The organism is Thermophilibacter sp. ET337, from assembly GCF_024733715.1.
Lineage (GTDB): Bacteria > Actinomycetota > Coriobacteriia > Coriobacteriales > Atopobiaceae > Thermophilibacter.
Map to the genome: position 1 here is coordinate 190,923 of NZ_JANRHO010000002.1, position 24,216 is coordinate 215,138.

23 protein-coding genes are annotated in these 24,216 nt (G+C 68.0%); 5 read left to right on the forward strand and 18 right to left on the reverse strand.

Annotated features, from left to right (window positions below; genetic code table 11):
* Positions 1 to 10 precede the first annotated feature (10 nt).
* Both NW198_RS02970 and NW198_RS02975 read left to right on the forward strand, forming a co-directional pair.
* On the forward strand, positions 11 to 694 hold the full coding sequence (locus tag NW198_RS02970; protein WP_087314245.1) for a glycosyltransferase family 2 protein: 684 nt from the start codon (positions 11 to 13) through the stop codon (positions 692 to 694).
* 11 nt (positions 695 to 705) lie between these two features.
* Complete coding sequence (locus NW198_RS02975; RefSeq protein ID WP_239386626.1) at positions 706 to 1,059, forward strand: DUF2304 domain-containing protein; 354 nt, start codon at positions 706 to 708, stop codon at positions 1,057 to 1,059.
* Positions 1,060 to 1,106: 47 nt separating this feature from the next.
* Here the strand turns inward: NW198_RS02975 and NW198_RS02980 are convergent, their stop codons facing one another.
* A complete protein-coding gene (locus NW198_RS02980; RefSeq protein ID WP_258339950.1) occupies positions 1,107 to 2,012 on the reverse strand; it encodes a glycosyltransferase in 906 nt (301 codons plus the stop codon).
* Between the two features lie 77 nt (positions 2,013 to 2,089).
* Here NW198_RS02980 and NW198_RS02985 point away from each other — a divergent pair, with 77 nt between their 5' ends.
* Positions 2,090 to 3,142, forward strand: coding sequence for a glycosyltransferase (locus NW198_RS02985; protein ID WP_258339951.1), 1,053 nt, complete (start codon positions 2,090 to 2,092; stop codon positions 3,140 to 3,142).
* A 27-nt stretch (positions 3,143 to 3,169) separates the two neighbouring features.
* Here NW198_RS02985 and NW198_RS02990 read toward each other — a convergent pair whose 3' ends face one another.
* Genes NW198_RS02990 through NW198_RS03000 form a run of 3 tightly spaced genes read right to left on the reverse strand, consistent with a single transcriptional unit; the run spans position 3,170 to position 6,789 of the window.
* Positions 3,170 to 4,144, reverse strand: coding sequence for a glycosyltransferase (locus tag NW198_RS02990; RefSeq protein ID WP_258339952.1), 975 nt, complete (start codon positions 4,142 to 4,144; stop codon positions 3,170 to 3,172).
* 13 nt (positions 4,145 to 4,157) lie between these two features.
* Positions 4,158 to 5,273, reverse strand: a complete 1,116-nt coding sequence (locus NW198_RS02995; RefSeq protein ID WP_258339953.1) for a DegT/DnrJ/EryC1/StrS aminotransferase family protein — start codon at positions 5,271 to 5,273, stop codon at positions 4,158 to 4,160.
* Between the two features lie 55 nt (positions 5,274 to 5,328).
* Complete coding sequence (locus NW198_RS03000) at positions 5,329 to 6,789, reverse strand: lipopolysaccharide biosynthesis protein (RefSeq protein WP_258339954.1); 1,461 nt, start codon at positions 6,787 to 6,789, stop codon at positions 5,329 to 5,331.
* 117 nt (positions 6,790 to 6,906) lie between these two features.
* On the opposite strand from NW198_RS03000, the gene NW198_RS03005 reads away from it, so the two are divergent.
* Entirely contained in the window at positions 6,907 to 8,055 is a 1,149-nt protein-coding gene (locus NW198_RS03005; protein ID WP_258339955.1) for a sugar-transfer associated ATP-grasp domain-containing protein, read from the forward strand.
* Here the strand turns inward: NW198_RS03005 and NW198_RS03010 are convergent.
* The 13 genes from NW198_RS03010 to NW198_RS03070 all read right to left on the reverse strand — a co-directional run bounded on the left by NW198_RS03010 (position 8,052) and on the right by NW198_RS03070 (position 22,231).
* Complete coding sequence (locus tag NW198_RS03010) at positions 8,052 to 8,954, reverse strand: NAD(P)-dependent oxidoreductase (protein WP_258339956.1); 903 nt, start codon at positions 8,952 to 8,954, stop codon at positions 8,052 to 8,054. The genes NW198_RS03005 and NW198_RS03010 overlap by 4 nt on opposite strands.
* 16 nt (positions 8,955 to 8,970) lie before the next feature.
* Positions 8,971 to 9,990 carry a dTDP-glucose 4,6-dehydratase gene (gene rfbB / locus NW198_RS03015; protein ID WP_087314228.1) on the reverse strand — a complete coding sequence of 340 codons (1,020 nt, stop codon included), beginning with the start codon at positions 9,988 to 9,990 and terminating at the stop codon, positions 8,971 to 8,973.
* A 2-nt stretch (positions 9,991 to 9,992) separates the two neighbouring features.
* The gene (gene rfbA, locus NW198_RS03020; RefSeq protein ID WP_087314226.1) at positions 9,993 to 10,901 is read right to left on the reverse strand and encodes a glucose-1-phosphate thymidylyltransferase RfbA; all 909 of its coding nucleotides are present in this window, start codon (positions 10,899 to 10,901) and stop codon (positions 9,993 to 9,995) included.
* 57 nt (positions 10,902 to 10,958) lie between these two features.
* The gene (locus NW198_RS03025; RefSeq protein WP_239386624.1) at positions 10,959 to 11,360 is read right to left on the reverse strand and encodes a GtrA family protein; all 402 of its coding nucleotides are present in this window, start codon (positions 11,358 to 11,360) and stop codon (positions 10,959 to 10,961) included.
* Positions 11,361 to 11,497: 137 nt separating this feature from the next.
* On the reverse strand, positions 11,498 to 11,701 hold the full coding sequence (locus NW198_RS03030; protein WP_072371401.1) for a cold-shock protein: 204 nt from the start codon (positions 11,699 to 11,701) through the stop codon (positions 11,498 to 11,500).
* A 197-nt stretch (positions 11,702 to 11,898) separates the two neighbouring features.
* Positions 11,899 to 13,011, reverse strand: coding sequence for a glycosyltransferase (locus tag NW198_RS03035; protein ID WP_258339957.1), 1,113 nt, complete (start codon positions 13,009 to 13,011; stop codon positions 11,899 to 11,901).
* A gap of 834 nt (positions 13,012 to 13,845) precedes the next feature.
* Positions 13,846 to 15,132 (reverse strand): methionine adenosyltransferase, encoded by a 1,287-nt coding sequence (metK, locus tag NW198_RS03040; protein WP_258339958.1) that lies wholly within the window; start codon positions 15,130 to 15,132, stop codon positions 13,846 to 13,848.
* Positions 15,133 to 15,282: 150 nt separating this feature from the next.
* Complete coding sequence (locus NW198_RS03045) at positions 15,283 to 15,954, reverse strand: DUF3800 domain-containing protein (protein ID WP_258339959.1); 672 nt, start codon at positions 15,952 to 15,954, stop codon at positions 15,283 to 15,285.
* 323 nt (positions 15,955 to 16,277) lie between these two features.
* On the reverse strand, positions 16,278 to 17,318 hold the full coding sequence (locus NW198_RS03050) for an ABC transporter permease (protein WP_258339960.1): 1,041 nt from the start codon (positions 17,316 to 17,318) through the stop codon (positions 16,278 to 16,280).
* A gap of 12 nt (positions 17,319 to 17,330) precedes the next feature.
* On the reverse strand, positions 17,331 to 18,842 hold the full coding sequence (locus NW198_RS03055) for a sugar ABC transporter ATP-binding protein (protein ID WP_258339962.1): 1,512 nt from the start codon (positions 18,840 to 18,842) through the stop codon (positions 17,331 to 17,333).
* 176 nt (positions 18,843 to 19,018) lie between these two features.
* Positions 19,019 to 20,128, reverse strand: coding sequence for a substrate-binding domain-containing protein (locus NW198_RS03060; protein WP_258339963.1), 1,110 nt, complete (start codon positions 20,126 to 20,128; stop codon positions 19,019 to 19,021).
* 108 nt (positions 20,129 to 20,236) lie between these two features.
* Positions 20,237 to 21,157 carry a sugar phosphate isomerase/epimerase gene (locus NW198_RS03065; protein WP_258339964.1) on the reverse strand — a complete coding sequence of 307 codons (921 nt, stop codon included), beginning with the start codon at positions 21,155 to 21,157 and terminating at the stop codon, positions 20,237 to 20,239.
* Positions 21,158 to 21,190: 33 nt separating this feature from the next.
* Positions 21,191 to 22,231 (reverse strand): Gfo/Idh/MocA family protein, encoded by a 1,041-nt coding sequence (locus NW198_RS03070; RefSeq protein WP_258339965.1) that lies wholly within the window; start codon positions 22,229 to 22,231, stop codon positions 21,191 to 21,193.
* Between the two features lie 293 nt (positions 22,232 to 22,524).
* On the opposite strand from NW198_RS03070, the gene NW198_RS03075 reads away from it, so the two are divergent.
* Positions 22,525 to 23,541, forward strand: coding sequence for a LacI family DNA-binding transcriptional regulator (locus tag NW198_RS03075; protein ID WP_258339966.1), 1,017 nt, complete (start codon positions 22,525 to 22,527; stop codon positions 23,539 to 23,541).
* Positions 23,542 to 23,547: 6 nt separating this feature from the next.
* Here NW198_RS03075 and NW198_RS03080 read toward each other — a convergent pair whose 3' ends face one another.
* Positions 23,548 to 24,141 (reverse strand): TetR/AcrR family transcriptional regulator, encoded by a 594-nt coding sequence (locus NW198_RS03080; protein WP_258339967.1) that lies wholly within the window; start codon positions 24,139 to 24,141, stop codon positions 23,548 to 23,550.
* Between the last annotated feature and the right edge of the window lie 75 nt (positions 24,142 to 24,216).

Below are 24,216 nucleotides of genomic sequence, written 5' to 3' on the forward strand. Positions count from 1 at the left end.
GAGCCGCTGCATGAGGGTGCTCGCCATAGTACCGGCCTTCAACGAGGAGGAGTGCCTCGCCGACACGATACGCTCGCTCACGGCGGCGTGCCCGCAGGTCGACTACCTCGTCGTCAACGACGGCTCGCGCGACGGCACGGCCCGCGTCATGCGCGACGAGGCGATCGACGGCGTCAACCTGCCCGTCAACACGGGGCTCACGTCGGCCTTCCGCACCGGCATGAAGTACGCCCTGCGCCACGGCTACGACGCCGTCGTGCAGTACGACGCCGACGGCCAGCACCTCCCCGACTACATCCCCGAGATGGCGCGCGTGCTCGAGGAGCGCGGCGCCGACATCGTCATCGCCTCGCGCTTCCTCGACGGCACGGTGCGGCCCAGCGGCGCGCGCGGGGTCGGCTCACGCCTGATCACGCTGCTCATCAAGCTCACCACCGGCGCCACCATCACCGACCCCACGAGCGGGATGCGCATGTACAGCCGGCGCATGATCGAGCTCTTTGCCACCGGCTTCGACTGCGCCCCCGAGCCGGACATGGTGGCCTACGTCGCGCGGCGCTTTGGCCCCGTCGTCGAGATCCAGGCGCGCATGCGCGAGCGCCAGGGCGGCGAGAGCTACCTCAAGCTCGGCAACGTCATCATGTACATGAGCCGCACGTGCCTCTCGATCATCATGTCCCGATTCCTCAGGTAGGTGGAAACGCAGTGCTGCCCTTCTATCTCCGCATCATGCTCGTGCTCGGGGCGCTCGCGGCCCTCGCCGTGGTGGGCCGCAAGGTCAGGCGCCAGAAGATCCTCGTCGAGGACGCGGTGTTCTGGGTCGTGCTGGCGGCGGTGTTCGTGGTGCTCGCGCTCTTCCCCGACATCGCGATCGTCCTCTCCCAGGCGCTCGGCTTCATGAGCCCGAGCAACTTCGTCTACCTCGCGATCATCGTGCTGCTGCTCTGGAAGGTCTTCACCAACTCCGCCGAGATCAGCCGCCTCAAGGCCAAGGTCAACGAGCTCGCCCAGGAGGTCGCGCTCGCGCACGGGGACACCGCCGAGAAGGACGGGCGCTAGCCGCGCGCGGCCCGGCCGCGAGAGGGGCGCTAGCCGCGCGCGGGACCCTAGAGCAGCCCCAGCACAAACGCCAGCCTGAGGGCGAGCTCCTCGGGCACCCCCTGCCTCAGCCTCACGGGCGCGAGCGCCTTGGAGAGCCTGCCGCCGCGCAGGAAGCGCCGCAGAAGGGCGCGCCTGTCGGGCTCCAGCCGGTCGCCGAAGCAGGCCTCGAGCTTCTCGAGCTGCTCGGTCACGCGCGCGAGCCCGTCCCCGGAGAGAAACGTCCGCACCCGGTAGCGCAGCAGCGCCAGACCCGAGGACCCCGTGGGGCTCGCGTTGGAGCCGGTGCGCCGGTACTCGAGGGAGCAGAAGTCGTCGTAGCGGATCTCTCCGAGCGCGCTCGCCACGAGGGCGATCCACCAGTCGTGGCAGTAGACGCCCTCGCGGCCGGCGGCGGCCACGAGGTCCACGAGGCACCTGTTGAGCACCATCGTGTTGCCCGAGGTCACGTTCTCGTAGAGCATCCTCGCAAAGTCCACGCCGGCTCGGTTGAGGTGGGAGCGCCCCTGCGGGACCATCTCGGCATCGCAGAAGACGTACTCAGAGCAGTAGAGCGCGGGGGCGTCCCGCCGGCAGCCGCCGATCACGGAGAGGGCGCGCGAGAGCTTGTCCTCGTGCCACACGTCGTCCTGGTCGGCCAGCGCCACGAAGTCGAACTCCGCCGGCACGAGGGAGAGCAGCTCGAGAAAGGACCCCGTCACGCCGAGGTTCGTTCCCCGGAGCAGGACGATCTGGCCGCGGGCCTCGTAGGGCGCGAGGACGTCGAGCGTGGCGTCGGTGGAGCCGTCATCGCGCACGTAGACCGCCGCGGGCCCCGCGTCCTGCGCGAGCACGCTGTCGAGCTGCTCGGCCACGTGGTCGGCGCCGTTGTAGGTTGACATGGCGACGGCGATTCTCGGGCCCTCCGAGCTCACGCGTCCTCCTTTCCCCGCCCGTGCTGACAAGGGTTACCATAGTCCCCTAGGATAGCGCAGCAGAGAGGAACCGCCCGATGGCGCCAGCCCAGACACCCAAGCTCAGCATCGTCGTGCCCTGCTACAACACGCGCGCGCTCCTGCCGCGCTGCGTGGACTCGCTCCTCGCCCAGACCCTCGACGGCCTGGAGATCATCCTCGTGAACGACGGCTCGCCCGACGGCTCGCTCGAGCTGCTGAGGGACTACGAGACGAGAAACCCCGGGGTCGTGCGCGTGGTTGACCGGGAGAACGGGGGGCTCTGGAACGCCCGATGGAGCGGCACGGACGTGGCGCGGGGCGACTACGTGACCTACGTCGACAGCGACGACCACGTCGACCCCACCTTCGCGAGCGACCTCTACGAGACGGCCGTAAGGGAGGACGCCGACGTCGTGGTCTGCGGCTTCAGGCGCGTGGCCGAGAAGGACGGGGCAACCCTCTCCACCGAGATGGACGAGCCCAGGCCCTCCTTCGTGGCGCACGACGAGCCCGTGCGCCTCATCGAGATAAACCCCGCCGCCTGGAACAAGTGCTTCCGCCGCGACCTGCTCATGAGGATGCGCCGCCTCGACGCCCCTCCCAAGATCCTCGAGGACGTCACCTTGAGCCAGCTCGCCTACCTCGCAAGCGACGGGCGCGTCGCCTTCACCGGCACGGCCCCCTACCGCTACGTCATCCGCGAGGGGTCCATGATCAACACCGTGACGCCCGAGCAGGTGGAGAGCGTCAAGCGGGCGCTGCTGGAGGTGCGCCGCGACTTCGAGGCGGACGGAGCGAGCGAGGCCCTGCTCCAGGAGCTCGACGCGACGGTCTTCCTCCACCTGGGGGTCTCCATGTCCTTCAGGCTCTCCTGCTCGAGGGAGGTCGACCTGAGCAGAGCCGTCTCGCAGACGACCGCCTACCTCGACGAGCACTTCCCCACCTGGTCGCGCTCTCCCTACCTCGAGCGCTCCTGCGTGCGCGCGCACGGCGGGGCGCTCAGGAGGCTCCGCTTTGCCCGCTCGGTCTACCGCGCCGGGCTCATGCCCGCCGCGCTCGCGGTCTACCGCTTCATGATCGAGCGGCTCCACGTCGATATCAAGTGGTGACGGGCCGGGCGCGAGGGGCGCCGGCCCCTAGAGGTCGATCGGCACGCCCCTGAGCCTGCGCAGGCCGAGCACCAGGTACCACTGGATCGGCGCGAGCAGGTAGCGCACCCTATGTCGCCGCTCCGCCATGACCTCGCGCAGCGCGTCGGAGAGCCGAAGGGAGCAGCGCCCGTCCGCGGCCCACTTGAGCAGAAACCGGTAGCAGGTCCGCTTGGCGCAGTCGACGGCCTCGGGCGTGCCGCGGAGCTCCGCGTAGCGGACGAGCGCCCGACCGTAGGAGATCTCCGCGCGGGCGTAGGCCTCGTCGAAGCGCACGCGCGAGGAGTAGCTGCTGCCCCCGCTCCGGACCACGTGGCGATAGGCGGACCAGTCGCTCTGCAGGCAGCGCACCCGTCCCTCGACGAGAAGGGAAAAGGCGTTGCGGCGGTCGCCGGGGTAGTAGGTCCCCGGCTCCATGAGCCCGAGCAGCTCCGCGCGGCCGCGCAGGTAGGGCTCCCTGCGACAGAGCATCGTGGCGCTCTGCCCGGGCATGCGGCTGTAGAAGAACTCCCTGAAGGAGTAGTCGTCGTGGGGGCACTGGGGATAGCGCTCGCCGTTGGGCCTCGAGTCCTCCCCCACCACGTGGCAGCGCGTGTAGACCGCCACGTAGTCCGGGTGCGCCTCGAGGAAGTCCACCTGGGCCTGCAGGCGCCCGTCGAAGGTCCAGAAGTCGTCCCCCTCGACGTGCGCGAGATAGGCGCCCCGCGCGCGCCGGTAGAGGTCCTCGCCGTTGGCAGCGGCGCCGAGGTTCTTCTCGCGGCAGATGATGGTGAAGTTGCCCGGCAGCTCGGGCTCGAGGCGCCGGAGCACCTCGGCCGTCCCGTCCGGGGAGCAGTCCTCGCCGACGATGACCTCGAACGGGAAGCTCGTCTTCTGGGCGGCGATGCCGCGCAGGCACTCCTCGACGTAAGGGGCGTGGTTGTAGACCGAGACCACGACGGAGACGAGCGGCGTCTCGCCCATGAGCGCCCCCTCGCTAGCGCCGCGCGCCGAGGACGACGTCGCAGACCCAGTCCACGTCCTCGAGCGAGAGGTCGGCGTACATGGGCAGCGTGAGCACGCGGTCGGCCACGTGACGGGCGACGGGCGTGAGCGCGGAGTCGAAGCGGCCCTCGTAGCACGCGTAGTCGCTGATGAGCGGGTAGAAGTACTTGCGCGGGTGGATGTCGAGAGCCATGAGGGCCTCGTAGACCTCGTCGCGCGTGGCGCCGAACTCCCCCTCCTCAAAGACGACCGGCAGGTAGGCGTAGTTGGGGCTGACGCCCGGCTGGGGCAGGCTGAGACGGACGCCGTCGACGCCCCCCAGGCGCTCCCAGTAGCGCTCGGCCACGTGCCGGCGCTTCTCGATCTCCTCGCGGACGTGGCGCAGGTTGCAGATGCCCATGGCGGCGCAGAACTCGTTCATCTTGGCGTTGCCGCCCACGTACTCGACCGACTCGGTGCCCGTGATGCCGAAGTTCTTCCACTGCTCGAGCAAGGGGGCCAGGGCGGGGTCCGAGAAGCACACGGCGCCGCCCTCGACGGTGTTGAAGACCTTCGTGGCGTGGAACGAGAACATCGAGGCGTCGCCGAACGCGGCCGCGGAGATCCCGTCGCGCTCGACCGCGAAGGCGTGGGCCGCGTCGTAGATGACCTTGAGGCCGTGGCGGCGCGCGATGCTCTCGATCGCGTCGACGTCGCAGAGGTTGCCGTAGACGTGGACCGGCATGATGGCGCAGGTCTCGTCGTCGACGAGGCGCTCGACGCACTCCGGGTCGAGCGTGTAGTCGTCCGGCTTGATGTCGGCGAAGACGGGCGTGAGGCCCTTCCGAACGATGGCGTGGGTCGTGGAGGCAAAGCTGTAGGGCGTGGTGATGACCTTGCCCGAGAGTCCCATCGCCTCGATGACGCACTCGAGCGCGCTGTGCCCGTTCACGAACAGGGCGATGTGGTCCACGCCGAGAAACGACCGCAGGTCCTGCTCGAGTTGGTGGTGCTTCTCGCCCATGTTGGTGAGCCAGTGGGACTCCCAGAGAGAGGCGATCTCCGCCTCGTACTCCTCGAGGGGCGGCATTGACGAGCGGGTGACGAGAATGGGCGTCGCGTGGTGCATCGATGCTCCTAGCTTGCGTGGACGCGGGGTGCGCGGAACCTCTCCATACTAGCCCTCATTTGCCCCTCGTGCCGAGCACGCCGCGCGCCGTGCGCACGAGGTAGCCGAGCTCCTCCACGCGCAGCAGCGCCGCCACGCCGAGGTACGCGACGACCATGACGACGACCTGGCAGACGACGAGCGCCGCATCGGGCAGGCCCGTGAGGGAGAGCGGCCAGGCGATCGCCGCGGCGAGGGCCGAGAGCAGAAACGCCGGGCAGATGTCGCGCACCTGCTCGAGATAGGCGTAGCCGATGACGCGACGGTTGGGAGCGGCGTTCACGAAGGTGCTGAGCACGGCGGTGACGATGTAGCCGGCCACGATGGCGGTGAGGTCGCGCAGGACGAAGGTCGTGAACGCGAGGATGCAGATGCCGAGGAGCTTCTTTATGACCTCGAGCCGGAGGAACAGGTCGCTGCGCCCCATGCCGTTGAGCACCTGCAGGTTGGTGGACTGTATGGGCAGCAGGGCGTAGACGATGCAGTACATCTGCAGGAACGGCACGCACGGTAGCCACGCCTCGCCGAGCAGCAGGCGCACGAGGGGCTCGGCGACCACCGCGAAGGCGAGCATGCCCGGCGCCACGAAGAAGGTGCTCGTCTTGAGGGCGCGCCGGGCGAGGCGCTTGACCATGTCGCGGTCGTCCTGGACGCGCGCCGCCGCGGAGAGCATGACCGGCTGGATCGCGCCGTCGAGCAGCGCTCCCAGGGCGTTGGGGTAGCGCTTGCCCTGGCTCACGTAGCCGAGCTCGGAGGTCGAGAAGACCTTGCCGATGAGCAGGTCCGAGAGGCCCTGGTAGCCCTGCTCGAGCATGCCGGAGGCGAGCAGCTTCCACCCAAAGCGGAAGAAGCGCGCCGCGCGCTCGGGCCGAAAGACCGCCCGCGGCTTCCAGGGGACCTGCGCGGCCAGCACGAGGCACTTGACGAGCTGCTGCGAGAGCTGCTGGGCCACGAGCGCCCAGATCCCGCCCCCGGCGAGCGCCACGGCGACGCCGACGACGCCCGAGGAGACGCCCGCGCTCACCGTGGCGCGAAACGTCTTGCGGAAGTCGAGGCTGCGGGCGACGATGGCCTCCTGGATCGCGTTGTAGGCGTTGACCACGAGCACGAGCAGCAGCACCCGGAGCGGCGCCACCGCCTGCGGGATCGCGTAGAACGCCGCGATCGCGGGCGCCGCGACAAACAGCGCCGCGTAGAGCGCGAGCGAGACGGCGAGGCTCATCCAGAAGACCGTTGAGAAGTCGTCGTCGCTCGCGTCGGGCGCCTGGATGATCGCGGTGTTGAGGCCGCTCGTCACGATGACGTTGCCCACGTTGACAAAGACGAGCATGATGGCGAGCACGCCAAACTCCGTCGGCGCGAGCAGGCGCGCCATGACGACCTGAACGAGCAGGGTGACCACGGAGGCGCCCCCCTGCTCGAAGAGCTTCCAGAGGAAGGAGCGAATCGTCGTCGCCTTGAGCTCCTCCGCGCGCACCTCGCCCCCTCTCGCTCGTCTCCCCCGCGCGTCCGCGCAGTATCATCTATTCTGACAGTCTCGCGCCGACAGTCCAGCCCCGTCGGCGCGCCACGGGCAGACGATGGGGAGCACGCGATGGACCACGCAGGCATGACGCTCGAGGAGATGCTCGAGGACGGCTTCACAAGGCGCTTTGCGACGCGCCATCTCGAGACCCTCGAGCGCGAGCGGCGAAGCGGCCTCTATGACCCCGACTACCTCGCCTGGGCCCACGAGCGGGGCTTTACCGGGGAGTCCGCCTGCGCCTACGGCCTGAGCGAGCAGAACGTAGGCTCCTACCTCTCAGACTACGACTACGCGCGCCTGTGGCCCCTCAACGGCTGGCAGCGCATCTGGATCAACGACAAGCTCACGCTGAACGCCCTCGTCCAGGGCTCCGAGCTCGAACGCTACGTCCCGACCTACTTCTACTACACCGAGCCCGGCCGCCTGCTGCCGCTCTCCGGCAGCGGCTACGCCCCCGGGGTCGAGGGGCTTCTCGCGACGCTGCGAGAGCGGGGCGAGTTTGCCTGCAAGCCCTGCAACGGCTCGCTCGCCAAGGGCTTCCACCACCTCGCGTGGCGCGACGGGGGCTACCTGATCGACGGCGAGCAGGCGGGGCCCCGGGAGATCTCCGCGTTTGTGGCCGACCACCCCAACTACGTCTTCACCGAGTTCATCCGGCCCGAGGCGAGCCTCGCGCGCGTGAACCCCCTCATCCACACCATACGCGCGCTCGTGCTCAACCCCACCGGGTGCGACCCCGTGCCCGCGATGACCTACCTGCGCTTTGGCAAGCAGGACGGCGCGCACGGCACGGGCGCCAACTACGAGGAGCCCACGACCGGGGACGTGAGCTCCTTCAACGTTCACGTTGACGTCGCGACGGGCGCCTACGGCGACGGCCGGCTCGTCTATGCCAACCGCGTCGAGGCCTGTCCCGCCCACCCCGTGAGCGGCGTGCTCGCCGAGGGCGTCGTCCCGCGCTGGGACGAGCTGCTCGAGATGCTGCGCGAGCTCGCCCTCAAGGTGGGCGCCTGCGAGTACCTGGGCTTCGACGCGTGCATGACCGAGCGCGGCCCCCAGATCATGGAGATCAACTCCCACACGGGCATCAAGTACCTGCAGCTCTTCCGCCCCGTGTTCGACGACCCCGTCGCGGGGCCCTACTTCCGCGAGAAGCTCGCGCGCCTCGACGCGCTCACGCCCGAGCAGCGAGCCGCCCGGGCGCAGATCGCGCGCTAGCCGCGCAGCTCGGCGCGAAGCGAGGCCAGGTACTCGGCGAGCTCGTCCTCCCAGTCGCGCGGCGAGAAGCCCGTGGCCTCGAGCTTGGAGAGGTCGAGCGCGGAGTGCTCCGGGCGCGGGGCGACCGGGCCCTTGGCGCTCGCGTAGTAGGCGGCCGTGGTCACGGGGACGACCTTGTCGCCGTTGCCGTTGGCCGCCTCAAAGGTGGCGCGGGCGATGTCGGCCCAGGTGCGCACGGCGCCCGAACCCGTCATGTCGTAGAGCCCAAAGGGCACGCCGGCGTCCAGCAGGTGGAAGATCGCGGCGGCCATCTGGTCGGTGAAGGTGAGGCGCCCCTCCTGGTCGTCCACGACGGTCACCTGCTCGAGCTCGCCCGCGGCCACGCGGTCGGAGAGGCCCCACATGGTGCGCACGAAGTTCTTTCCGTCGCCGATGACCCAGGAGCTGCGCAGGATGTAGTGGCGGGGGCACCCCATGACGGCGAGGTCGCCCGCCGCCTTGGACTGGCCGTAGACGGAGATGGGCGAGAGGGGCTCCTTCTCGTCGTGCAGCGCGCGCGTGCCGTCGAAGACGTAGTCGGAGGACACGTGCACGAGCGTGGCGCCGTGAGCGGCGCAGGTGCGGGCGAGCAGGCTCGGGCCGGAGGCGTTGGCCCGCCAGCAGCTCACGCGGCCCTCGGGCGTCTCCGCGGCGTCGACCGCCGTGAACGCGCCGCAGTTGATGACCGTGCCATAGGCGTCCCAGTCAAACTGGCCGTAGGCCGCCGGGTCGCCCATGTCAAAGGTGTCGATGTCGCAGAAGTCAAACTCCCCGGCGACGCCGCGCCGCTCGGCGAGCGCGCGCACCGCGCGCCCGAGCTGGCCGTAGCAGCCGGTGACGAGGGTCCGCTTGGAGCCCATTTCTTCTCGCCCTCCCCTACTGGCCCTGCTTGGCGTACTTGGCCTCCGTGGCCGCCTTGGCGGGGCGCCACCAGGCCTCGTGCTCGCGGTACCAGGCGATCGTGGACTCCAGGCCGCTCTCGAAGTCGGTGTGCTGCGGCTGCCAGCCGAGCTCGGTCCTGAGCTTGGTGGAGTCGATGGCGTAGCGGCGGTCGTGGCCGGGGCGGTCGCGCACCCAGTCGAAGTCGTCCTCGGGCCTGCCCATGGCCTTGAGGATGGCGCGCAGGACCGTGATGTTGTCCTTCTCGCCGTCAGCGCCGATGAGGTAGGTCTCGCCGATGCGGCCCTTGGTGAGGATGGTCCAGACCGCCGAGCTGTGGTCCTCGGTGTGGATCCAGTCGCGGACGTTCTTGCCGTCGCCGTAGAGCTTGGGGCGGATCCCGTCGATGATGTTGGTGATCTGGCGCGGGATGAACTTCTCGATGTGCTGGTAGGGGCCGTAGTTGTTGGAGCAGTTGGAGATCGTGGAGCGGATGCCGTAGGTGCGGGTCCAGGCGCGCACGAGCATGTCCGAGCTCGCCTTGGAGGAGGAGTACGGGGAGCTGGGCTTGTACGGGGTCTCCTCGGTGAAGCGCGCCGGGTCGTCCAGGGCGAGGTCGCCGTAGACCTCGTCGGTGGAGACGTGGTGGTAGCGGACGTCGTGCTTGCGGCAGGCCTCGAGCAGGCGGAAGGTGCCCACCACGTTGGTCTGGACGAAGGGCTCGGGATCGGCGATGGAGTTGTCGTTGTGGGACTCCGCCGCGTAGTGGACGATGGCGTCGTGGCCCGGGACGATGCGGTCGAGCAGCTCCGCGTCGCAGATGTCGCCCACGACGAGCTCGACTCGGTCCTCGGGCAGGCCCGCGATGTTCTCGGGGTTGCCGGCGTAGGTGAGCTTGTCGAGCACGGTCACGTGGACCTCGGGGTGCTCGCGCACGACGTGGTGCACGAAGTTGGACCCGATGAAGCCGCAGCCGCCGGTGACGATGATGTTTCTGGGCTCGAAGGTCTCGGGCATGTCTACTCCTTGTCGTTGTAGGGGCGGTCGGGCGCGATCTTGCCCTCGGCAACCGTGCGCAGGTGGGCGCCGTAGTTGGACTTGCCGTAGCGCTCGGCGCACTCGAGCAGGCGCTCGCGGCTGACCCAGCCGTTCTCGTAGGCGATCTCCTCGGGCACCGAGACCGGCAGGTCCTGGGCCGTCTCAACGGTGCGGACGAACTGCGAGGCCTCGAAGAGGCTCTCCATGGTGCCCGTGTCCAGCCACGCGTAGCCGCGGCCGAGCGTCACCACGTCGAGCGAGCCGTCCTCGAGATACATCCGGTTGAGGTCGGTGATCTCGTACTCGCCGCGCGCCGAGGGGGTGACGCGCGCCGCGAAGTCGGTCACGCGGGAGTCATAGAAGTAGAGCCCGGTGACCGCGTAGTTGCTCTTGGGGTGCGCGGGCTTCTCCTCGATGGAGATGGCGTTGTAGTTCTCGTCGAACTCGACGACGCCAAAGCGCTCGGGGTCGTCCACGCGGTAGCCAAAGACCGTCGCGCGGCCCGCCTCGGCGTTGGCCGCGGCGCGGCGCAGGTGGCGGGAGAGCCCGTTGCCGTAGAAGATGTTGTCGCCGAGCACCAGGGCGCAGGCGTCGCCGGCGCAGAACTCGCGACCGATGACGAAGGCCTGGGCGAGGCCGTTGGGGACCGGCTGCTCGGCATAGGACAGGGAGACGCCGAAGTCCGAGCCGTCCCCGAGCAGGCGCTCGAAGTTGGGGAGGTCGGCGGGCGTCGAGATGATCAGGATGTCGCGGATGCCCGCCAGCATGAGCGTGGAGAGCGGGTAGTAGACCATGGGCTTGTCGTAGACGGGCAGGAGCTGCTTGCTCGTGACCGTGGTGAGCGGGTACAGACGGGTGCCGGACCCGCCGGCGAGGATGATGCCCTTCATGGGTTGCCTCCAGGAGATGCCGAGAAAAACGTCGGCACCATCATACGACTACGGTTGCTACTTCGCCTCAAGCCAGTGCTTGCGGCTCACGAAGTTCCAGATAGAGACCACGACGGTGGCGGCGAGCTTGGTCAGCGTCACCGGCATGGGGCCGTCGCCGAAGGCGGCCGTGCCCGCCCAGATGCACAGGGAGTTGATGACGAGACCGATGACCGAGAGCGTCACAAAGATGACGAGCTCGCGGCGGCGGGAGAGGTCGTCGCGGCGCTCGAAGACAAAGTGCATGGAGGCGAGGTAGTTGAAGACGAGCGAGATGGTGAACGAGATGACCGAGGAGATGACCGGGTCCCACCCGACCACCTGGGAGAGCAGCATGAGCAGGCCGTAGTCGATGACGAAGGCGACGCCGCCCACGACGCCGAACTTGAGGAACTGCTCGACAAGAGCCTTGATGTCCACGCACGCCTCCCGACTCGTCCCGCAACCGCGGCGCCTCTTGCCCCGCACCTGCGGCGCCTTATGCCCCGCACCCCATAATCATACAGAAGAGGGGCCCGCATGAGCGGACCCCTCCCAAGTCGCCGAAAGCGTCTTTACTAGAGCTTGCGGACGTTGGAAGCCTGGAGCTTGCCGTTCTGGCCGGTGGTGATGTCGAACTCGACAGCCTGGCCCTCGTCCAGCGTCTTGAAGCCGTCCATCTGGATCTCGGAGTAGTGGACGAACAGGTCGTCGCCGTCCTCACGAGAGATGAAGCCGTAGCCCTTGTCCGGGTTGAACCACTTGACAGTACCCTGTGCCATGTCGTGCCTTTCTTTCTCTGCCCCGCGGGGCAAAAGCTGCGCTCGCGCGCGATACCCGTGGCCGAAAAGCCACGAGGGATATGTTACCCCGAAACCGCGCCGCCAATCTCGACAATCCGTTGGGGGTCAAAACAGCGCCGCCCGGCAGCGAGCGCTTACGGCAGGCTTATGCCCATCGCGAGCGCGCCTCGCGACGCCTACGCGTGGGAGCGCTCCTCGGGGAGCAGCGCGCGCTTGACCTTGTGCGCGAGCGAGAGCGGGCCCTCGCGGCGCAGCGTGGAGCCCACCTGGCGCACGAGGTGGCGTCGCCATGGGCCGCGGGAGAACTTGGGCGTGGGCAGGCCCATGACGTCGAAGAAGAACTTCTTGCGGTGCGGGGCGAGGTCGTCGATGCCCGCCACGAGCTCGGGGCGCATCATCGAGAACACGCGCAGCGCGCCCTCCTTGACGAGCTGGTTGTCCCAGCCGTCGTCGGAGATGGCGCCAAAGGTGTAGTTGAACCCGCGCAGATAGTGGGCCTTGAGGATGCGCTCGTCGGTCACGCCCAGGCGGTTCAGGACGCCCATCATGTCGATCCAGCGGTCAAACGGCCTGGTGACGGCGTCCGCCGTCTTGTGGTTCTTCGTGGAGCCCGGCAGGTCGCAGCGGTAGTTGTAGTAGGGCTTGTCCAGGTAGACGATGGCCTTGGCCTGGCACATGGTCTCGATGAGGAAGGGGTTGTCCGCCCAGCCGGCGCCGGGGAACGGGATGAAGCGGATGTTCTTCTCGTTGAGGAAGTCCCTGCGGTAGATGGCCGACCAGATGGAGGGGTGCATCTCGATCAGCGCGGTCTGCTCGCCGATGGTGAAGGGCCTCGCGGAGGTCTTCAGGCGGTGCACCATGGTGCTCGGGTAGGCGCGCTGCTTCTTGGGGTCGTTCCAGTTGCAGATGTCGGTCCAGGGGGTCTTGATGACGTCGATCGTCTCGTCGAAGCCCGCGGCAAAGGAGAGCATGTCGCCGTACATGCCGGGCTCGATCCAGTCGTCGGGCTCGATGATCGAGACCCACTCGCCCTTGGCGAGGCCAAGGCCCATGTTGCAGCCCTCGCCGTAGCCGCCGTTCTTCTTGTCGATGAGGCGCACGCGCGAGTCCTTCTCGGCGTGGGCGCAGATGATGTCCCGCGAGCCGTCCGTGCTGCCGTCGTTGATGCAGAGGACCTCGAGGTTGCGGTGGGTCTGGGCCTCGATGCTGGAGAGGCACTGGTCGAGGTACTTCTCGACGTTGTAGATGGGCACGATGACGGAGACGAGTGTCTGGGAGACGTCGGGCATGATACCGTCCTTCATTCGAGCGGGAGACGCGATGTCGGCCGGGTGCGGCCGCACCCCATGATAGCCGAGACGTGCCGCCGGCGGCGGGCTACGGGTTGAGGGACGCGAGAAGGACAGATCCGCTCGGCAGGAGATGGCCCCCGCTCGAGGAAAACCCGCCCGGAGAAAAGTTCGCCTGACATGATCAAATGTCGGACGCGGCCGAAGCAGCTTTCCCAGCTCGTATGACAGCACTAACATATTCCCGACGGCCTCCTACGTCTTGATGGGCTAGGCAGCGCCGTTACTTGGAGATTGGGCCGCCAGCGCTTGCGCTTGCGGCCCTTCCGTTTACGTACTCGCCTACGCGCTCTGGGAAGGGCCGTCGCCACCGCGCCCGCGAAGCTGACCAAGGTGGGCCGCAGTGCAATACGCTAGCTAAAGCCAGCAACTGGGACACGTTCCCCACGATGAGCTCATCTGGTGCGACGGCATCTGCCTGCGCGGGACCGAGACGGACGCGCGGGAGCGCCAGCGTTGCGGAAAGCGGGGCCAGGGCGCACTGGCACCGTTGGGACGTAGCAGAAAACGGGGTCGTGGCAGGGGGCTTCCCGGCCACGACCCCATTTGGCGGGTCTGTCCTTATGGGAGACAAAGGCTCTTGCCCTATCAACTGGGCGTTCTTCTCGGCAGAGCCTCGTCTGGAGGCGGCACGGCATCAGCGTTTGGCGATGCGTCGCGGGCGGTCGTGACCTCACCCCAAAATGCGCAACGCCGCAGTCCGCCGGTAGTGACCTGACCGAGAAAAGCGCGACGCCGCACCCGTCGCAGCCCGCCACAGCCCGCCGCGCTCCCCTACCCGAGCGCCTCCACGGCGGCGCGCAGCTCGTCGACGCGGTCGCAGCGCTCCCAGGTGAACTCGGGCAGCTCGCGGCCAAAGTGGCCGTAGGCCGCGGTCTTCTCGTAGATGGGCCGGCGCAGGTCGAGGTCGCGGATGATCGCGCCCGGGCGCAGGTCAAAGACCCGTCCCACGGCGGCCTCGATCACACCGTCGGCCACCGAGCCCGTGCCGAAGGTGTCCATCATCACGGAGAGCGGGTGGGAGACGCCGATCGCGTAGGCCAGCTGCACCTCGCAGCGCCTCGCCAGCCCCGCCGCCACCACGTTCTTGGCGACCCAGCGCGCGGCGTAGGCGGCGGAGCGGTCCACCTTGGTGCAGTCCTTGCCGGAGAAGCAGCCGCCGCCGTGGCGGCCCATGCCGCCGTAGGTGTCCACGATGATCTTGCGGCCGGTGAGGCCGGTATCGCCCATCGGCCCGCCCACCACGAAGCGGCCGGTGGGGTTCACGTAGACCTCGGCGTCGTGCCATTCGATGCCCACGGTGTCCATCACGGGAGCGATCACGTAGTCGACCATGTCCGCCTTGATAACGTTCATGTCCTCGATGGCGGCGTCGTGCTGCGTGGAGACCACGATGGCCGTGACCTCGACGGGGCGGTCGTCCTCGTAGCGGACGGTCACCTGGGTCTTGCCGTCCGGGCGCAGGTAGGGAACCTGGCCGTTCTTGCGGACCTCGGTGAGGCGCTCGGCAAGGCGGGAGGCAAGGTAGTGCGGCATGGGCATGTAGACGTCGGTCTCGTCGGCGGCGTAGCCGAACATCATGCCCTGGTCGCCGGCGCCAACGAGGTCAAGCGGGTCGGTCGTGCGGCCGGCCTGGGCGTCGAAGGATTCGTCGACGCCGGCGGCGATGTCGGGGCTCTGCTCGTGAATGAGGTTGAGCACGCCGCAAGTGTCGGCGTCAAAGCCAAACTTGGCGCGCGTGTAGCCGATGCGGCGGATGACGTCGCGTGCGATGCTCTGGACGTCGAGGTAGGCCTCGGTGCGGATCTCGCCGGCGATGATCACGGTGCCGGTGGTCACGAAGGTCTCGCAGGCGCAGCGGACGTTGTCGACGTTGGCGGGCACGCCGGAGGGAGAGACGTAGCCCTCGCTCTGGAGCTGCGCCTCCTTGGCGAGAAGGGCGTCGAGGATGGCGTCAGAGACCTGGTCGCAGATCTTGTCGGGGTGGCCCTCGGTCACGCTCTCGGACGTGAAGAGGTAGCTGCGAGGGGTGGTGCTGGCGGAACGATCGAGCTGGGACATGGCGCTTCCTTTCGCTGGACGAGGCGGGCGGCCGTTACCATTCCGCCCGTCGCCGTTTCAAATGCCTAGTGATGATACCCCGCGGGTGCGGAGGGCATGCGCGCGCCGGTGCGAATCCGGTGCAAATCGCGCCAGATTCACACCGGAGGGCTAGATTCGCTTCGCGCGGACTTCCTTCAGCATGCCCTTCTTGAATTGGGACCAGCTACCGAAGAACTTCTCGTCGGTGGCGGTGGATGCCTTTCCCTCATACTTGAGCGCCGTGAGCTCGGCGGCGCAGATGTAGTCTGCCGCCTGCGAGAGTCGGTAGTCGGCCGCCGAAGCGGGGCGGCACGTGACCGCGTTCTTGGAGAGCGCGTAGTCAATCGCCTTGTGAAGTGCCGCAGCGATAGACTGCTGGCCGTCGTCGTAGTAGATCTTCACGCTGTCAAAGGCCTGGAAGTACACGAGATTATCAAAAAGGAAGTCCACGATCTTTCGCCTCATGGCCGCCTCGACGTCGGCGAGGGTCGAGTACTCCCGTGTCCTGAGCACAATGAGACCGTAGCGCACGGGAAGGTGCCGGAAGAAGACGCGGAAGGCGGAGAGGAGGCGCTTGCGCTCGGCGAGATCCATCTCCTCGTAGGCATCGTGGCCGCTGAGCAGCGGGGTCGCATGGAGCGGCACGTCAGGGAGCCCCTTTTCGCGCAGCGCGAGCTCGTAGCGGACGATATTGTCCGCGAGCGCGTCAGCCTGGTCGTGCACCACGAGGGCGAGGATGTAGCAGGTGTCGCGAAGGTTGTCGCTCCCCGACTCGTCGAGGAACAGGCTCAGGTCGCTCATGGCATGCCCTTAAATGACGAATGCCGGGGAAAACGTCCCCGGCACTTGGAAACCCTCCCCATTGGGGAAAGCCGATTACTTTATACCACATAGCCGGGTGTCGTAACGCGGCCTTTCCCGCTGCGCGGTCAGAATGCCTTGCTCACCGCCTCGATGGCATCGCACACGACGGCACCGCAGGCGTATCGCACGGATCGTTGGGGGCGCCGCCCGACCGGGGCGAAACCGTCCGACAGGGCATGCTCGGTCGACGAGACGCAAACGCCCTCCCTCGCGGAAGGGTGCGAGGGAGGGCGCCGGGGAAAGGACGTCCGGAGGGGGCGTCAGCCCTTGCGACGGGAGGAGAAGAACTCCTTGAGCTGGGGGCCCGCCACCTGGATCATGATCACCACGATGAGGATGACGCCCTTGATGGTGTCCTGGATGAGGGAGTCCATCTTGAGGGCGATGATGATCTTGTCGATGACGTCGTAGGACAGGGCGCCAAAGAGCACGCCGATCATGCGGCCGCGGCCGCCGCTCATGGAGATGCCGCCGAGGACGACCGACGCGATGGCGTACATCTCGTAGCTGTTGCCGGTGGTGGCCGGGTCGGCCGAGGCGTTCATCGCGACCCACAGAAACGCCGCGAGGCCCGTGAGCGCGCCGGCGATGGTGAAGACGAGGGTCTTCATGAGGGGCACGGAGATGCCGGCGAGGTGCGCGGCCTTGGCGTTGGAGCCCACGGCGTAGATCTTCTTGCCGAACTTGGTGGAGGTGCACACGTAGACGAAGGCCGCGACCATGAGCACCATGACGATGCCGACGATGGGCACGCCGGCCACGCGCGCGTTGCCAAAGGTGTAGAGCGCGCCGTAGGAGCCGAGCTCGTTGGACATGCGATACACCGAGCTGCCGTTGCCGATGAGCTCGCCGGGGAGGTGCTGGCAGGCGTACTGGGCCACAGAGCGGTAGATGAGCATCGTCGCGAGGGTCACGATGAACGCGGGCATCTGCACCACGCCCACGAGCAGGCCGTTCACAAGCCCGCACGCCGCGCCAAAGAGCAGGGCGAACAGCAGCGTGAGCGGGATGGAGTCGGTCATGTTGAACACCACGACCGAGAAGCCCGCCACCAGGGCGAGCATCGAGCCCACGGAGAGGTCGATCTCGCCGGTGAGGCAGACGATGCCCATGCCGATGGCTATGGTGCCGATGACCGCGCTGTGGCGCAGGACGTTCATGCCGGCGTTGAGCGTAAGCCCGCCGTTGGCGACGGCGTACACGATGAGGATGGCGAGAAAGACCAGCACGAAGCTGTACTTCTTCACGAGCCCGAGCGCGCTCGAGAGGCCCGTCGCGCTGGTCGGCTTCTTGTCGTTCACGGTTGATGCACCTCACTCACTGGTCTGGGCCGCACGGCCGTCGGCTACGGAATTGGTCGAGTAGAGCATGACGGTCTGCTCGTCTATCTCGTCGTGCTCCAGGCGCTTGACGATGCGCCCCTCGTAGAGCACGTAGCAGACGTCGGCGACCTCGCGCAGCTCCGGGATCTCGAGCGTGTTGATGAGCACGGTCTTGCCCGCGCGGGCGAGGTCGAGGATCAGGTGGTAGATCTCGGCCTTGGCGCCCACGTCGATGCCCTGCGTGGGGTTGTCGAGCAGGAGCAGCTCCGCCTCGGTGTTGAGCCAGCGCGCCATGAAGACCTTCTGCTGGTTGCCGCCGGAAAGCGACAGCACGGAGTCGGCGCTGGAGTTGGCCTTGATGCTGAGCAGCTTCGCGTAGCGCTCGAAGCGCTCCTGCTCCGCGCCCCTGTTGATGACGAAGCGCCGCGCGGAGAGCACGTGCTCGGAGAGGTACATGTTCTCCAGCAGCGACATGTCCGGGACGACGGAGTTCTCCTTGCGGTCCGAGGGAAGCATCGCGATGCCGGCCTTCATGGCCTCGTGGATCGAGCCCCCGGCGAGGCGCCGGCCAAACGCCGTCACCGAGCCCCCCGTGGGGCGCGCGAGGCCAAAGAGGCACTGCATGAGCTCGGTGGTTCCGCAGCCCATGAGGCCCGTGAGGCCCACGACCTGCCCGCGCGCGACCTCGAGCGAGACGTCCGTGAAGCCCGGGCCGCTGAGATGGTCGAGCGAAAGCACGCACTCCCCCGTCTCGCGGGGCTCCCAGGCGCCGCGCTCGGAGATGGCGGCGCCCACCATCATGCCCGTGACCTCGCGGGGCGTGGTGTCGGCGATGCGGCCCTCGGCAACGAACGTGCCGTTGCGCAGCACCGTGTAGGTGTCGCAGAGCTCAAAGACCTCGGGCATCTTGTGGGAGATGAAGATGAACGAGGTGCCCTGGTCGCGCAGGCCGCGCACGATCTTGAAGAGGTGCTCGACCTCGGCGGTGTTGAGCGCCGTGGTGGGCTCGTCCAGGATGAGCAGGCGCGCGTCGAAGAAGAGCGCCCGGCTGATCTCGAGCAGCTGCTTTTGGCTCTGCTTGAGGTCGGCGACGAGCGCGGTGGGGTCGATGTCGACGCCCAGGCGCTCGAAGAGCTCGCGCGCCTTGGCGATCATGGACCGCTTGTTGAGCGAGAAGAGCGGCCCCACCTCCTCCTGGCCCAGGAAGATGTTCTCGTAGGCCAGAAGGTCGTTGAAGAGGTTCAGCTCCTGGTGCACGAAGGCGATGCCCGCCCGCTCGACGGCCTTGATCGAGGCGCCGGTGAGGTCGGCGCCGTCAAAGGTGACGGTGCCGGCGTCGGCGGCGTAGGAGCCGGTCAGGATGTTCATGAGGGTGGACTTGCCCGCGCCGTTCTCGCCGAGAAGGGCGTGGACCTCCCCGCGCGCGACGTGGAGGTCGACGCCCCGCAGGACGGGAACGCCGCTGAACGCCTTGTGGATGCCGCTCATGGTGAGAAGGTCCATAGCGCTCCTTCCGTGCCGGTGGTCATGCTCCCGCGCGGCGCCCGCGGACGTGGCGGTCGCCCCTGCGCGCCGCGGGACGTATGCGCCTGCCAGACGCAGCACGGGTCTGGCAGGCGCATAGCGGGGCGCCCGCCCGCGTGCTGCTGCGGGCGGGCGCAGGAAGAGCCTCTAGAGGATCACTCGAAGCCCACGTAGTCGGCGACGTTCTCAGACGTGACGTTCTCGCAGGCGATGACGTGGTCCTGCTCGACGTCCTTGCCGTCGAGGTGGTCGACCATGTCCTGGATGGCGGTCTGGATCATGGACGGCGAGTAGGTGACGGACATGACGCCGCCGAGGTTGGCGGTGATGTCGGCGTAGGAGTCGCCGGAGATGACGTCGTAGTACTCCTGCAGGCCGCCGCAGCCGGTGATGAACGGCTTGGTGGCATAGAAGGCCTCCTTGGCGGAGTCGGAGATGCCGCCGCCGTTGAGCGCCTCGAGGATGCCCATGGCGAGCTCGTCGTCCTCGGCGTACCACCACTTGATCTGCGCGTTGGCCTCGTCGCCGAGAAGCGCCTCGAAGGCGGCCTTGGTGTCGGAGCGGCTCCAGTTCATGGCGCCGGACTTGGTGATGGCGGCGTCGATCTGGTCCTGGGTCCACTTGGCGTCGTCGGGCACCTTCGCGCCGTCGAACTCGAGGTTGCCGAGCAGGTACTCGGTGAAGCCGCTGTCGCGCAGGGTGGTGACCGAGGAGGTGTCGCCCTGGTAGATGTAGACGGCGTCGCCCGGCTTCATGCCGTTCTCGACGAAGTAGGCGGCAGAGCCCGCGCCGATGCCCTCGTTGTCGCCCTTGACGTTGGCGACGGCAGAGTCCTGGACGGCCTCGATGATGCGGTCGAACGCGACGTAGGCCACGCCGGCGTCGACGATCTGCTGGATGGCGGACTGGACGGTGTCGTCGAGCGGCTGGATGACGATGCCCGCGACGTCGGAGAGGTCGCCGGCGAGGATGTCCTCGACCTGGGCGATCTGGTCGGCGGCGGCGCCGGCGGTCTGGAGCTCGGCGGTGTAGGTGCCGGACTCGTTGACCTCGTCGACCTTCTCCTGGGCGAAGACGCCGACCTGGCCGGTCCAGCCGTGGTCCGGCGAGGCGGTCAGCACGTAGATGTGCTTGCCGCCGGCCTGGGTGGCGTCACCGCCCTGCTCCGCGGGCTCCTGGGTGTCGGAGTCGCAGCCGGCGAGAAGGACGCTGAGCAGCGTGGCGCTCGAGGCGGCCATGAAGGAGCGACGTGAGATGTTGGACATGGTTTTCCTTCCTTCCGTTTCCGATAGAACGCTATCGGGCCTCGCCCGCCCTCCTGCGGGCGAGGCCCCGCCCCCGCGCCGCAGGGGTTGGCGCGGGAGACAGGCTGCTTAGATGACGAACTGCTCCAGATAGCGCTTGGAGAGCTCGACGCTCTTGACCAGGCGCTCGTGGCTGCCCTCGAAGGCGGCATCCTCGACCTCGATGCAGGCGTCGCCCTCGTAGCCGATCATCGAGAGCTGCGAGACGAAGTCCGCCCAGTCCACGTCTCCCAGGCCCGGGATCTTGGGCTCCATGATGTCGAGCGGGTAGGCCATGGTGCCGCGGCGGGCGAGCTCGTCGCGCTTGAGCTTGATGTCCTTGAAGTGGACGTGGAAGATCTTGTCGGCAAAGTCGCGGATGGCGGCGCCGCAGTCGATCATCTGCCACACGAAGTGGCTCGGGTCGAGCGCAAGGCCGAGGTTCTTGCTCGGCAGGATGTCGAAGACGCGCTCCCAGTTGGCGGGGGTGGTCATGATGTTCTGGCCGCCCGGCCAGTTGGAGGCGTCAAAGAGCATCGGGCAGTTCTCGATGCACACGAGGACGTTTCTTTCCTCCGCGCGCGCCAGGATGGGGTCCCAGACCTCCGGGAGCAGCTCGAGGTTCTCCTCGAGGCTCTTGTCGGTGACGCGACCGATGAACGTGGTCACCTTGGGCACGCCGAGCTTGGACGCGGCGTCGATGCAGGCGAGCAGGTGGTCGTTGAAGGCGCGGCGGCGCTCGGGGTCGGGGTCGAGGTTGTTGGGGTAGTACGCGAGCGCGCAGATGCGCACGTTCTTCTGCGCCGCGTAGTCGAGGACGTGGGCGGCGTAGGCGTCGTCGGAAAGGACGCGCTCGACGTCGATGTGAGAGACGCCGGCGTACTTGCGCTCCGCCTTGCCCGCCGGCCAGCACGCCACCTCGACGCACTCGATGCCCATGCGGGAGACCTCGTCGATCATCTCCTCGTAGGTCCACCCGTCGAGAAGCGAGGTGATGAAGCCCATCTTCATGTCATGCCTCCTTGTCCCGTGTGTCGCCCGGCGCTAGCCCTGGGCGACCTCGACCGTCTTTGCCGTCCTGCTCGACTCCACGCACGCGAAGACCGCGCGCATGGCGGCGAGCACGCTCTCCCCCGAGACGGGGGGCTCGGAGCCGCTCGTGAGACAGCCCACGAAGGCGTCGATCACGCCCGAGGCCGTCTGGTTGTCGTTGGTCTGGATGGCCTCGACGTCGTAGTACTCGGTCTCGCCGCTGCGCAGGTCTAGCTCGATGGAGTGGGCCGGGTCGTCGTAGATGCGCATGACGCCCTCGGTGCCGTAGATGACGGTCGAGTTGTCCTCGGGGCCGTAGTAGGTCCAGCTCGCGGTCATGGTGCCCAGGGCCCCGCCGTTCATCTGGTAGATGGCCAGGGCGTTGTCGTCCACGCCCACGAGGTTGCCGGCGGCGTCGCGCTTGTCGAGGGTGGCGACCTTGGCGGTGGCGGCGACCACGCGCTGGCCGATGAGCCACTGGACGAGGTCGGTCTTGTGGACGCCGAGGTCGGCCATCGCGCCCATGGCGGCGCGCTTGGGGTCGAAGAACCAGCTGGCGGTGCCGGGGTCGACGCTCCAGGTCTCGGGCCCGCCGTGGCCGAAGGTGGTGCGGAAGGTGAGGACGCGGCCGATCCGCCCTGCGTCGAGCAGCTCCTTGGCGCGCACGTGGGCGCGGGCGAAGCGCTGGTTCTGGTCGATCATGAGGGTGCGGCCGGCCTCGCGCGCGGCGGCGACCATGGCCTCGCAGTCCTCGATGGTCGTGGCCATGGGCTTCTCGCACAGCACGTGCTTTCCGGCGGCGAGGGCCGCGATCGTGGCCTCGGCATGGGTGGCGTTGGAGGTGCACACGCTCACGGCGTCCACCTCGGGGTCGGCGAGCAGCTCCTCCATCGTCGCGTAGGCGCGGCAGCCGTGAGCCTCGGCGAGGGCGCGGGCGCGCTCGAGGTTGACGTCGAAGAGGGCCACGACGCGCGCGTCGGGGTTGGCCTCGTATTCGGGGATGTGACGGACCTGGGAGATCTTGCCGCAGCCGATGATGCCGATGCCGACCATCTTGCCTCCTCGGTGTGAGTCTGCCGTGGTTATGAAAGAACTTTTCATTATTTGTGCTTCAGTTCTTTCATCTCGCATGCTATGGCGGATGGGGCGAGAAGAACGGCGAAAAATCCATGAACGTCGTGAAAGTGCGGACAGACGGCATTTCCGGCCGTTTGCCGGACAGAGCGGCCCGATGGGCCCCTTATGAAAGTTATTTTCATAGCAGCGTTATTCTCGCATCTCATGCACGCTATAGTTGATTCGTGGCGCGGGAGGTGCCCGCGTCGCGCGACCGAAGGGGGCTGGCAATGACCGGAGGCAGGAGGGTGACCATCGCGCAGGTCGCCGAGGGCGCGGGCGTCTCTCCCGCGACGGTCTCGCGCGCGCTCAACCATCCCGAGCTCGTCAACCCCAAGACGCTCGCGCGCATCAACGAGACCATCCGCAGCCTCAGCTACGCCGGGCCCGTCGAGCAGTACCGCGACGGCGCCTCGGACGGCCGCGGCCTGGTCGTCGTGAACCTCCCCTGGCTCGACAACCCCTTCTACAGCGAGATCGTCCACGGCGTCCGCGTGGCCGCGCAAAACGCGGGCTACGACATGCTCATCTCGTGGGACAACATCACCAACGAGACCGCGAGCTCCTTCTGCTCGATGCTACGTCGCTGCGGAGCGAGCGGCGTCATCACGACCTCGCCGCTCTCCGCCGAGGCGATCCAGGCCGTCGAGGCGCTCGTCCCGCTCGTGCAGTGCGCGGAGCGGCGCACCGACGTGGCCGCCCCCTACGTGACGGTCGACGACCACGCCGCGGCGCAGCGGGCCACCGAGCACCTCATCTCGTGCGGGTGCCGGCGCCTCGCCATCGTGGCGGGCTCGAACGACTTCAAGTTCTCGAGGGAGCGCCTCGAGGGCTTTCTCGACGTGACCCGCGAGAACGACGTGAGCGTGCAGCCCGGCTGGATCTTGCAGGTTCCCGACAACAGCTACGCGCTCGCTTACTCGGCGCTCGTGCACCTCTTCGACTCCGGCGAGGTGCCCGACGGCATCTTCGCGGTCTCGGACACCTTTGGGGCCGCGGTGGTGCGCGCCGCGCACATGATGGGGATCGACATCCCGCGCGACCTCAAGGTCGTGGGCTTTGACAACGCCGAGCTCTCCACGATGCTCACGCCCACGCTCACCACGGTCAACCAGCCGCGCTTCCGTATGGGCTACTCGGCCTGCAAGATCTTGCTCGACCTCCTCGACGGCAACGAGCTCGGCTCCCGCTCGATGGTGCTCGAGACCGAGCTCATCGTCCGCGAGTCCACCGCCACCGGCATGTAGCGGACGTCACGCGCAGAGCTCGCGGGCGGCGTCGGTGCCGACGCCGCGCAGGGCGAGGTCGAGCACGTCGGCCGCCGTGGCGCGCACGTCCACGCGCTCGAAGACGAGAAACGCCCCCGCCACCGCCGCCGCGGCGAGCCGGGCGTTGACCTCCGGCCGCGCGAGGCCCTCCCCTTTCGCGCGCTCGAGCTGCGCCTCCAGGACGTCGACGATGCGCTCCAGGCGAAGCCCCTCGACCGGCGTCGCGCCGACGCCCGCCCCGGCCATCGCGAGCATCAGCGGGCCGCCCGGGCGGGTCGCCTCGCAGAGGGCGCCCATCAGGCCCTGAATCGACTCTCCGGCGGAGGGCGCCGTGGCGACGACGCGCTCGACCTCGGCGACCAGGCCCTCCACCGCACGGTCCAGCACCGCGCGCACCAGCTCCGCCTTGTCGGGGAAGTAGTAGTAGAGCGCGCCCTTGGACATGCCGCACCTGCTGGTGACCTCCGCCATCTGGAAGTCCGTCCCGCCCCGCTCCACCATGAGCTCGGCCGTCGCCGCCATGATCTTCTCGCGCGTGGCCGCGCTCTTGGGCGTTGCCGTGCCGGGCCTTGCCGCCATGTCCTTCTCCGTTCCCTCGTGCCGCGCCGCCAGGCGCCGTCGTGCCAACGCGTCAATCTTAGCATCTGTTCAGCT